This window comes from Natrinema soli (genome assembly GCF_028618695.1).
The window spans coordinates 1-9,914 of the sequence record NZ_JAQIVI010000082.1; the positions used below are offsets into that span (position 1 = coordinate 1).

The following is a 9,914-nucleotide window of genomic DNA, read 5'->3' on the forward strand; positions in this document are numbered from 1 at the left end:
GTCGGCGTCGCTCTCGCTGTCCGCGAGCAGGTCGGCGAAGATGGGCTCGCGCGTCTCGGTGGTGAGGTTCCGGCGGTGGGCCGCGAGATACGCGTCGCGAGTGAGCGACGGCGCACCGGTTGCGGTCGTGGCATCCTCGAGAATCGCCGCTCGATCCCGCCGGGGAACGGCGAGCGTGTAATCGAGATCGAAGACGACCGCCTGTGGCATAGGAGTGAGAGGGGACTCGAGCGGGTTGAAGCTATCCCTTCTGAGACGGCGATCGACTCACTCCCGTCCCGACCGGGCCGAGCCGGAGCGCCGCCGCTCGAGTAGCGAGACCACGACGGGTTCGATCCGGCCCGAGTACTGCATGAGCGACGTGCCGAGGATGCTCATGATGAGGACGTAGCCGACGGTGAAGGCGTAGATCGTCCGTGCCGTCTCCGTCGCGATGCCGCTCCCGGCACCCGAGAGCGCGAGGCTCGCGATGATCAGGGAGAACTCGCCGCGGGTGGCCATCCCGAAGCCCACTCGGAGCGAGCGACGGTCGTCGAGACCGTAGATCCGGCCGCCGAGATAGCCGCTGACGATCTTCGTCGGCGTCGTCACGACGACGGCGGCCGCGATCATCCCGAGGATCGAGAGCGTGAACAGTCCCGGATCGGTGACGAGGCCGATCCAGAAGAAGAAGATCGCCGCGAAGGCGTCTCGGAGCGGTTCGAGCAGTCGCTCGAGGTCGTGGACGTGATCGGTCGAGGAGAAGGCCATGCCGACGAAGAACGCGGCGACGGCCTCGCTGACGCCCAGCGCGAGCGCGATGCCGGCGACGAGGATCGTGACGCCGAGCGCCCGGACGACGACGAACTCGTTGGTGTCGGCGTCCAGAAAGCGCTGGAAGAAGCCGGTCCCGACGGTGACGAGCGCGAGCAGGGCGACGATGACGCCGATCGCGATCCCGATCTGGCCCGCGGCCGCCCCGACATCGCCGCCGCCCAGCACCAGCGCGGACGCGATCGCCAGGTAGACGGCGATGAAGAGGTCCTCGTAGACGAGCGTCCCGAGCAGCGGTTCGGCCTCGTCGTTGGCGATCCAGCCGAGGTCGATCAGCGACTTCGTGATGATCGCGCTCGAGGAGATGTAGACGATCCCGGCGGTGAGAACGGCCGCGAGGAAGCTCCCGTAGACGAGATAGCCAAAGCCCAATCCGATGCCGAAGTTGACGACCAGATCGACGGTTCCCGCCCTGCCGATCCGATCCCTGCTCGCGAGCAGTCGATCCAGGTTGAACTCGAGACCGAGGAAGAATAACAGGAGGACGATCCCGATCTCGGCGCCGACGACGATGAAGTCAGTCTCGCCGAGCGCGAGTCCGCCCAGCGCTGCCAAGAGGTCCATCCCGCCGATCGTCACCTCGGGAACGGTGACAGTGACGCCGCCGACGCCGACATCGCTCCCGACGAGCGCGGGGAGTTCACCCAGCACGTTCGATCCCAGCACCATCCCGATGATGATATAGAACGGGATCACCGACTGATCGACTCGACTCGAGCAGATACCGGCGAACGCGACCGCGGTAAAGAGGATTCCCACGTCGACGAGCGCCGTTTCAGTCGCCACTAGCGCTCACCTCCGCGGCGGTACTCGTCCCGTTCACTCCTCGAACCCTGCTCCGAGCAGTTCCTCGAACTGGGCGCAGTCCTCGCGGTCGCCGATGACGACCAGGGTATCGCCGATCTCGAGGACTGTCTCCGGCGTCGGCGGCGAGATCAACGTCTCACCGCGCTGGATGGCGACGATCGAGACGCCCGTCCGCTCGCGGATGTTCGACTCGGCGAGGCTCTGGCCGGCGACTTCGGCCTCCTCGGCGACGCCGTACCACTCGAGGTAGGTGTCGTCGGAGAGCATCGTCTCCACCTGTTCGGCCTGCACCGGCTGGAAGTACGCCCCCTCCAGGATCGTGCCGATCTTCCGGGCGAGTCGGTCCGAGGCCTCGAACAGTTTGTCGCTGTCGGCATCCGCATCCGGTTTCAGGTACACCTCCCGTTTCCCCGTGTTGTGCGTCACGATGACGAGTCGCTCCCCGTTCTCGAGTTCGACCTCGAATTTCTTCCCCACGCCGGGGAGGTCGCTCTCGTAGACTGTCATACGAATATATTCGAAGCCAATCTATTAAATAGGGTGTCCTCGCGGAACCGCGACGCCGGTACCAATCCGCGGTGATCTCTCGACGCTCACCACGACGGCTACTCGGCCAACCCCTCGATGAGGAACTCCGCGGAGGCGAGGTTCGTCGCGAGCGCCGTGTCGCGAACGTCACAAATCCGTAGCAGCGCCGAGATATCGGGCTCGTGGGGCTGGGCTCGCAGCGGATCCCGGAGGAAGACGATCCCGTCGAGTTTCTCCTCCGCGACCTCCGCACCGATCATCAGGTCCCCGCCGAGCGGTCCCGATTCTTTGCGTTCGATCTCGAGATCGGTCTCGTCTATGAGCCGCTGTCCCGTGGTCCCGGTCGCGATCAGGTCGTACTGCCGCAGTTGTTCCTCGTGCGCTCGAGCGAACTCGATGAGATCCGGCTTCTTCTCGTCGTGGGCGATCAGCGCGACGCGAGTCATACCGGCCCGTCAACCCCGCGGAAAATAAACGCTCGCTCGCGGGGACGGTTCGCTCACTCCCCCGACCGGACTCGAGGCGGCTATCGACTTTTGGCGCTGGCGACCGACCACCGACTATGGACGACCCCACCGAGCCCGGCGATCGATCGGCGAGACACGTCTGGTCGGCCGGTCGGTATCCCGCGATGGCACCGAACATGCTGCCCGCCATCGCGCGACTGGTCAACACCGCGGGGATCGATCCGGGCAACCGCGTCCTCGACGTCGGCTGCGGAACCGGCAACGCCGCGTTGACGGCCCGTCGAGCGGGCGCGAACGTCGTCGGCCTCGATATCGCTCACGGAATGCTCGAGCTGGCTCGTGACAACGCCTCGCTCGCCGAAGCCGATATCGACTGGGTCACCGGCGACGCCGAGACGCTCCCCGTTCCGGACGACGCGTTCGACGTGGTCCTCTCGAACTTCGGTCACGTCTTCGCGCCGGACTCGGCCCGCGCCGGCGCGGAACTCCGTCGCGTGACGAAACCCGGCGGCCGGGTCTGTTTCACCGCGTGGTCGCCCAACGGCGTCGTCGGGGACCTCACGGCGGTCCTGACCGACCACGTCGCCGAACCGCCGAGCGATCCGTGGTCGCACCTGCAGTGGGGCGAGCCGGATTTCGTCCGCGACCAGTTCGCCGACGTCACCGACTGCTCGTTCCAGCGCCGACTGCTCGAGTTCCGGTACGCCACCCCGAGTCACTTCTGGCGGGAGTTCGCCGAGGAGTCCGGCCCGCTCTCGCCCGTCCTCCGGCAAATGGACGACGACGACGCGCGAGCTGCGCTCCGCCGGGACGCGGTCGCCGCGCTCGAGGACTGGTTCGGGGACAACGCGATCCGCGTCGAGTACCTTCAGGTGCGAGCCGTGATCGAGTAACGCCGGCAGCGCGATCGCTCGCCGCCGGCGAGCGGCGAGACGCGCACGGGGGTCCTTACAGCAGACCGTATGAGGAGACGAGCCACGGCATCGCCGGCGTCTCCGTCGTCGACAGGAGGACGGTTTCGACCGGAGTCGATAGCGACGGGTATACAAGAGCGAGACGTTGCATGGCATCATTGAAGACGGTTCGCGGCGAGAGGGACGATAAATGAGTGACCAAATCGTTCTCACCGCGAAAACTGCCCCGGACGCCGTCGACGAGACCCCGCCGAGCGCCAAACTCGTGCTGACGGTCCTCGCACACGAGGGAAGTCTCACCCAGTCTCGACTCGCCGAGGAGACGATGCTCCCCGCTCGAACGGTCCGCTACGCGTTACAGCAACTCGAGGAACACGACCTCGTCGACTCGCAGATTTCGTTCGCGGACGCCAGACAGCACGTGTATTCTCTCAATGACGATCGGTTTGCGAAGGCGGACGCTCGAGAATAGCGTTCGTGACGGCCCGAGGAGGGCCTCGGCGTCCGCCCCGTTCGGTCCCGGGTTTATTGATACTGCCTCGCGTACGTCTGCGTATGCCCGACGACATTCCCGGCATCCACCACGTAACTGCCATCGGGAGCGACCCCCGTCGCAACCTCGAGTTCTACACCGAGACGCTCGGGCTCCGTCTGGTGAAGCGAAGCGTGAATCAGGACGACGTCTCGGTCTATCACCTGTTCTACGGTGACCGCGGCGGGAGCCCCGGGACGAGCATGACGTTCTTCCCGTACACCGACGCCCGTCCCGGGCGAGTCGGTACCGGACAGGCCAGCGCGGTCGCGTTCCTGATCCCGGACGGGTCGCTCGAGTTCTGGACCGATCGGCTGGCGGACGCCGGCGTCGACACCGAGACGGAAGCGCGCTTCGGCGACACCGTCGTTTCGTTCCGGGATCCCGACGGCCTTCCGTTCGAACTCGTCACCCGATCCGACGCGCCCGCCGGCGATCCGCCCGAGGGACCGGTTCCCGACGAGCACGCGATTCGGGGCTTCTTCGGCGTGACGCTGTCGCTGGCGACGGCCGACCCGACCGCGGAACTCCTGCGGACGATGGGATACAGCGAAACCGACGAAGCCGGCAGCCGTCGGCGATTCGAGAGCGACGGCGAGCTGGGATACGTCGTCGACATCTGCGAGGAGCCACAGGCACCGCGCGGACAGCCCGGTGCCGGTACCGTCCACCACGTGGCGTTTCGAACGACGAGAGACGACCAGCCCGAGTGGCGCGACGTGCTCCAGGGGCAGGGGCTCCGGCCGACCGAGATCATCGACCGCAAGTGGTTCGAATCGGTCTACGCCCGCGAACACGGCGGCGTCCTCTTCGAGTTCGCCACGAAGGAACCGGGGTACACCGTCGACGAGGATCTCGAGGAACTCGGCGAACGCCTCGTTCTCCCCGAGTGGCTGGAAGACCGCCGGGAGGAGATCGAAGCCGGACTGCCGGAACTGTCGACGGAGTAGCGGCATCGAACGAACGCCGTTCGCCGCGATCGACGGTCTCGCCGTCGGTCGACAGTCTTTCTGTCGGCGGCAGGCGAACGGGGCAGACGGAAGCGTTTTTCGGGCGCGCTCGTAGGATCAACTACAATGACAGCGCTCAGCGCACACCACGTCGGGATCACCGTCGCCGACCTCGAGGAGACGCTCGCGTTCTACCGTGACGTGCTCGAGCTCCGGGTCGCCGACCGATTCAGCGTCGGCGGCGAGGCGTTCTCCGACGCCGTCGGCGTCGAGGGTGCGAGCGCGGAGTTCGCACACCTCGAGGCGGACGGAGCCCGGATCGAACTCGTCGAGTACGAGCCCGAAGCGAGGGGGTCCCCGACGGCGGGGCTCAATCAGCCGGGCGCGTCACACGTCGGCCTCTCGGTCGACGACCTCGAGTCCTTCGCCGAAGCCCTTCCCGAGGACGTTCCGACGCTCAGCGAGCCACGGACGACCGAGAGCGGGACGACGATCATGTTTCTGCGAGATCCCGAGGGGAACCTGATCGAAGTGCTCGAGACGTGACGAAAACGAATCGCGAATCCGAGTGAGAGCGGAGTCCGGGGCCGTCACCGTCCGTTACAGGCCAGCGTCGAACTGACCTGTTCGACCTCCTCGTCACAGCCCGAGCAGACGCGTTTCTCGGTCGCGATGTAGACGTCGCCACACCGCGAGCAGTGGAAGAGATTGCCGAACCTGCTCGAGACGCTGTCCCCGCCCCCGCGATCGCTCTCGTCGGCCACTGTCTCCGTCTCGTTCGTCAGCGTCGATCGGACTCGTTCGCGAAGTCGCTGCGAGAACGACGTCGCGTTCTGTCGTATTCCCATACAGTGGGCAACTGTTATAGGAATCAAGTAGCTGATGTCTAAAGTATTTGGAGCGCCTCGGTGTACCGTAGCACGCCACGGGTCGCTCGACGAGGCGTCTCGGTACCGGGTACGATCCGCCACCGGCCGATGGCCGGCGGATAGCAACCTTTTCGACTATCGCGTGACCACTCCCGGCATGAACTTCTTCGATCGCTTGCACGACCGCATTCGAACGGTCGACAGCGTCATCTCGGTCGGGCTCGACCCCGACCAGTCGCGCCTACCCGATCACCTGCACGAACGCGACCTCCCCAGGTGGGCGTTCAACCGGCGCATCATCGACGCGACCCACGAGCACGCCGCGGTCTTCAAGCCGAACGCGGCCTTCTACGAGGACCCCGACGGCTGGCGCGCTCTCGAGGAGACCATAGCCTACGCCCACGGGAAGGGCGTGCCCGTCCTGCTCGACGCCAAGCGCGCCGATATCGGGAACACGACACGGCAGTACGCACGGCTGCTCGAGACCGTCGACGCCATCACCGTCAATCCCTACATGGGTCGCGATTCGCTACAGCCGTTCCTGGCGAACGAGGAGGCCGGCGTGTTCGTTCTCTGTCGGACCTCGAACCCGGGCGGCGCGGATCTGCAGGACCTCGAACTCGAGACCGGCGAGTCAGTCTACGAACGGGTAGCCGCGCTGGCGGATCTCTGGAACGAGAACGACAACGTCGGACTCGTCGTCGGCGCGACCCAGCCCGACGAACTCGAGGACCTCCGCGAGCAGGTTCCGGATCTCCCCTTCCTCGTCCCCGGAATCGGGGCGCAGGGCGGCGACGCCGAAGCGGCGATCGAGTACGGGCTGGCCGACGGCGTCGGACTGGTCAACTCCTCGCGCGGAATCATTTTCGCTGGCGAGGATCACGGTGAAGATTTCGCTACTGCGAGCGGGCACGCCGCGAAGCGACTCAAAAAGCGGCTCAATCGGTACCGAGACGAGTAGCGGTCCGTCGCCTTCTCGGTGCCGTTCTACCGGTGGTCCGGATCGGTGTCGACTACCCGCCCCGCGATACAACCGTCGATCACTCGAGCGACGACTTCCACCGTGACCGGCTCCGGCGGCGGCCGCTCCTCGAGGCGATTCAGCCCCTCGACGACGGCGATGTCCATCGGACTGGCGTCGTTCGGGTGGTCGGCGACGAGGGTTTCGTCGTGCTCCTCGAGTCGGAGCCGATACGTCTCGCCGATGCCGAGTGACTCGCCGAGCAGGTCGCGTATCGAGGTCACGGGATTGCTATCCTCGGTTTCGTCGGTCGGGTCAGAACTGGTTGATCTCCACGTCGTCGTTCCCGGGACCCGGCTGTGCCTGCGAGGCGCAGTCGGCACACAACCCCATGCTGTCCTCGTAGTGAAGCTCACACGCGAGCGTCCCGCAGTTGGAACACCGTTCCTGGGCCGGACGGGATTCACAGATCTGACAGAGGCCACTCACACTCATACCGTGCGGTACGGACTCGAGGGGCTTGAAAGCGGCCCCGGCACGTTCGGCCCGGCCGTCGGCTCCGGACTGTGGTCGCCCTCGCGAACGCGAACGATGGATGGCCCCAGCCGCGCGGCCACACGACATTCCGTCCGCTTCCGCGGCGTTCGAGTACCTCCCGGTGTAGTTTTCGTCGACTCAACGGTAATACCATGACACATATTGTCAATGTACGGGAAGGCTTTTGCCGTGTGCCCCGCTACCAGGGGGTATGAGCCGTGACCGGGCTCTCCTCGAGCGAGCCCTGGACCGTGGCGAACAGGACGGTGGCAACGTCGAGTTCAAGGAACGACTGTCGCGAGACGTCCACCTCGAGGGTGGACGGCGGGAGAGTCTGGCCGCGCAACTCCGACACCGACTCCTTTCGGGCGACGGCGAAGCGACGTACGTCGTCGGCGTCACCGACGACGGCGGACTCGCCGGGATCGATCCCGACACCTTCTCCGAGACGATGGACGTCCTCTCCCTGCTGGCCGAGGAGGCCGACGCACACATCGAAGACGTCCAGACCTGGGGGATTAACGAGGGCATCGTCGGCGTCGCTCAGGTTCGGGAGGGCGGCGTCCTCGAGACGGACGACGAACACGTCGTCGTCGGGACGGCGGGCCACGTCGACCACGGAAAGAGCACCCTGGTGGGGTCGCTCGTAACGGGCAAACCCGACGACGGGGACGGTGCGACGCGCGCGTTCCTCGACGTGCAGCCCCACGAGGTCGAGCGCGGGCTCTCAGCCGATCTCTCCTACGCCGTCTACGGCTTCGACGACGACGGGCCCGTTCGAGTGCGGAATCCGAACCGCAAGGCCGACCGCGCGGAAGTCGTCCAGGAGGCCGATCGACTCGTCTCCTTCGTCGACACCGTCGGCCACGAGCCGTGGCTCCGGACGACGATCCGCGGCCTCGTCGGGCAGAAACTCGACTACGGCCTGCTGGTCGTGGCCGCCGACGACGGGCCGACCCGGACGACCCGCGAACACCTCGGCGTCCTGCTCGCCACGGACCTCCCGACGATCGTCGCGATCACGAAGACCGACACCGTCGACGAGGAGCGCATCGAGGAAGTCGAACGCGAGGTCGAGCGACTCCTCCGGGAGGTCGACAAATCGCCGCTGCGGGTCATCCGTCACGGCGTCGACGCCGCCGTCGAGGAAGTCAGCGAGCGCGTCGTTCCGATCGTCGAAACCAGCGCGATCACGATGGACGGCCTCGAGACGCTGGACGAACTGTTCGATCGGCTCCCGAAGACGTCCCAGGACACCGGCGAGTTCCGGATGTACGTCGACCGAAGCTACTCGGTCACGGGGGTCGGCGCGGTCGCCTCCGGCACCGTCATGGCCGGTGAGGTCGAGGCCGGCGACGAACTCCTGATCGGCCCGATGGCCGACGGTCGGTTCCAGGAGGTCGAGGTTCGATCGATCGAGATGCACTACCACCGGGTCGACAAGGCTCAGGCGGGCCGGATCGTCGGCATCGCACTCAAGGGAATCGCGGAGAGCGCGATCGAGCGCGGCATGGTCCTCCTGCCCCGCGATACCGATCCGGAACCCGTCCGGGAGTTCGAGGCCGAAGTCATGGTGCTCAATCACCCCACCCGAATCGGCGAGGGGTACGAACCGGTCGTCCACCTCGAGACGATCGGCGAGGCCGCGGCCTTCTACCCCAAAAACGGCCGGCTCCTGCCGGGCGATACGGGCGAGACCACCGTCCGGTTCAAGTTCCGCCCGTACCTCGTCGAGGAGGGCCAGAAGTTCGTCTTCCGCGAGGGCCGCAGCAAGGGCGTGGGGACGGTGACCGACGTCCATCCCGCCGACTGATTCGTTTCGGAAACGACGTCTTTCTCCGGCCCGGTCACCCACTGCGGTGGTACGCGCTGTCTGCGAGAACTCTAGCCTCGCAGCCCATTCGCGCGGCGTCGCCGCGCGAAGACGCCGTCTCGTCCGAAATTCAATCGCTCAATCATACTGGACACTCCTGAAAAAGCGGCCACAATCGGAGCCGTTTCCGGATCACAGAGCGTCGAGCCCGAGCAGGTCGTCCTGCACCCGCTCTCCGACCCGGATCTCGCTGTCCGATCGCGGGTACGAACAGCACAGCAGTACGTAACCGTCGTCCTCCTGTTCGGGGGTGAGCCCCGTCCCCTCGCGCCCGTCGAGGTCGCCCTCGAGCAACTCGCCCGCACAGGAGGTACACATCCCGTTTCGACAGGAGTGGGGCAGCTCGAGGCCGGCGCGCTCGGCCGCGTCGAGGACGTACTCGTCCGGGCCGACCGTGACGGTCTCCGTCCCATCCTCGAGGTGGAACGTGATCTCGTACATCTATATCCGCTGGCGGAGCTTGTACAGTTCCAGCGCTTCCAGACGCGGGTCGCCGGTGCCGACCTCGTCGTGCTCGAGGCTGGCACCGCTGATGCTCTCGTTGAACGACGTGCTGACGCCCTCCTCGTCGAACGTCGAGTCCATGATGTAGGCGATGTTATCGCGCACCGTCTCGAAGCTCTGGCCGAGTTCGTCGGCGGCGTCCTCGATCGCGTCGATTAC

General features: G+C 66.1%; 14 protein-coding genes and 2 pseudogenes. 6 read left to right on the forward strand and 10 right to left on the reverse strand.

What is annotated here, in order from left to right; all coding sequences use genetic code 11:
- From PGX04_RS05105 to PGX04_RS05120, 4 genes and pseudogenes are all read right to left on the reverse strand, one after another.
- Positions 1 to 210: pseudogene (locus tag PGX04_RS05105) on the reverse strand (HAD family hydrolase); the annotation flags it as partial.
- A 57-nt stretch (positions 211 to 267) separates the two neighbouring features.
- Positions 268 to 1,599 carry a cation:proton antiporter gene (locus PGX04_RS05110; RefSeq protein WP_273737513.1) on the reverse strand — a complete coding sequence of 444 codons (1,332 nt, stop codon included), beginning with the start codon at positions 1,597 to 1,599 and terminating at the stop codon, positions 268 to 270.
- Positions 1,600 to 1,632: 33 nt separating this feature from the next.
- Positions 1,633 to 2,127 (reverse strand): cation:proton antiporter regulatory subunit, encoded by a 495-nt coding sequence (locus tag PGX04_RS05115; RefSeq protein WP_273737514.1) that lies wholly within the window; start codon positions 2,125 to 2,127, stop codon positions 1,633 to 1,635.
- A 98-nt stretch (positions 2,128 to 2,225) separates the two neighbouring features.
- Positions 2,226 to 2,594, reverse strand: coding sequence for a methylglyoxal synthase (locus PGX04_RS05120; RefSeq protein WP_273737515.1), 369 nt, complete (start codon positions 2,592 to 2,594; stop codon positions 2,226 to 2,228).
- A 116-nt stretch (positions 2,595 to 2,710) separates the two neighbouring features.
- Between PGX04_RS05120 and PGX04_RS05125 the strand changes: the two genes are divergently transcribed.
- The 4 genes from PGX04_RS05125 to PGX04_RS05140 all read left to right on the forward strand — a co-directional run bounded on the left by PGX04_RS05125 (position 2,711) and on the right by PGX04_RS05140 (position 5,557).
- Complete coding sequence (locus tag PGX04_RS05125; RefSeq protein ID WP_273737516.1) at positions 2,711 to 3,508, forward strand: class I SAM-dependent methyltransferase; 798 nt, start codon at positions 2,711 to 2,713, stop codon at positions 3,506 to 3,508.
- Between the two features lie 211 nt (positions 3,509 to 3,719).
- Positions 3,720 to 4,001: a MarR family transcriptional regulator gene (locus PGX04_RS05130; RefSeq protein WP_273737517.1), complete on the forward strand. Its 282-nt coding sequence runs from the start codon at positions 3,720 to 3,722 to the stop codon at positions 3,999 to 4,001.
- Positions 4,002 to 4,084: 83 nt separating this feature from the next.
- A complete protein-coding gene (locus PGX04_RS05135) occupies positions 4,085 to 5,011 on the forward strand; it encodes a ring-cleaving dioxygenase (RefSeq protein WP_273737518.1) in 927 nt (308 codons plus the stop codon).
- A gap of 126 nt (positions 5,012 to 5,137) precedes the next feature.
- Positions 5,138 to 5,557, forward strand: coding sequence for a VOC family protein (locus PGX04_RS05140; protein ID WP_273737519.1), 420 nt, complete (start codon positions 5,138 to 5,140; stop codon positions 5,555 to 5,557).
- A gap of 44 nt (positions 5,558 to 5,601) precedes the next feature.
- Here PGX04_RS05140 and PGX04_RS05145 read toward each other — a convergent pair whose 3' ends face one another.
- The gene (locus tag PGX04_RS05145; protein ID WP_273737520.1) at positions 5,602 to 5,859 is read right to left on the reverse strand and encodes a hypothetical protein; all 258 of its coding nucleotides are present in this window, start codon (positions 5,857 to 5,859) and stop codon (positions 5,602 to 5,604) included.
- Positions 5,860 to 6,037: 178 nt separating this feature from the next.
- Between PGX04_RS05145 and pyrF the strand changes: the two genes are divergently transcribed.
- On the forward strand, positions 6,038 to 6,841 hold the full coding sequence (pyrF, locus tag PGX04_RS05150) for an orotidine-5'-phosphate decarboxylase (RefSeq protein WP_273737521.1): 804 nt from the start codon (positions 6,038 to 6,040) through the stop codon (positions 6,839 to 6,841).
- 26 nt (positions 6,842 to 6,867) lie between these two features.
- Here pyrF and PGX04_RS05155 read toward each other — a convergent pair whose 3' ends face one another.
- From PGX04_RS05155 to PGX04_RS05165, 3 genes are read right to left on the reverse strand one after another with little or no spacing between them, the layout of a single operon-like run.
- Positions 6,868 to 7,125, reverse strand: coding sequence for a hypothetical protein (locus PGX04_RS05155; RefSeq protein WP_273737522.1), 258 nt, complete (start codon positions 7,123 to 7,125; stop codon positions 6,868 to 6,870).
- Positions 7,126 to 7,156: 31 nt separating this feature from the next.
- Positions 7,157 to 7,336, reverse strand: coding sequence for a hypothetical protein (locus PGX04_RS05160; RefSeq protein ID WP_273737523.1), 180 nt, complete (start codon positions 7,334 to 7,336; stop codon positions 7,157 to 7,159).
- Complete coding sequence (locus PGX04_RS05165) at positions 7,333 to 7,458, reverse strand: hypothetical protein (protein ID WP_273737524.1); 126 nt, start codon at positions 7,456 to 7,458, stop codon at positions 7,333 to 7,335. Before PGX04_RS05165 ends, PGX04_RS05160 begins: the two co-directional genes overlap by 4 nt.
- A 131-nt stretch (positions 7,459 to 7,589) precedes the next feature.
- On the opposite strand from PGX04_RS05165, the gene PGX04_RS05170 reads away from it, so the two are divergent.
- The gene (locus PGX04_RS05170; RefSeq protein WP_273737525.1) at positions 7,590 to 9,191 is read left to right on the forward strand and encodes a GTPBP1 family GTP-binding protein; all 1,602 of its coding nucleotides are present in this window, start codon (positions 7,590 to 7,592) and stop codon (positions 9,189 to 9,191) included.
- Between the two features lie 192 nt (positions 9,192 to 9,383).
- On the opposite strand, the gene PGX04_RS05175 is transcribed toward PGX04_RS05170, so the two are convergent.
- Both PGX04_RS05175 and PGX04_RS05180 read right to left on the reverse strand, forming a co-directional pair.
- Positions 9,384 to 9,692: a 2Fe-2S iron-sulfur cluster-binding protein gene (locus PGX04_RS05175; RefSeq protein WP_273737526.1), complete on the reverse strand. Its 309-nt coding sequence runs from the start codon at positions 9,690 to 9,692 to the stop codon at positions 9,384 to 9,386.
- Positions 9,693 to 9,914: pseudogene (locus PGX04_RS05180) on the reverse strand (hypothetical protein); the annotation flags it as partial.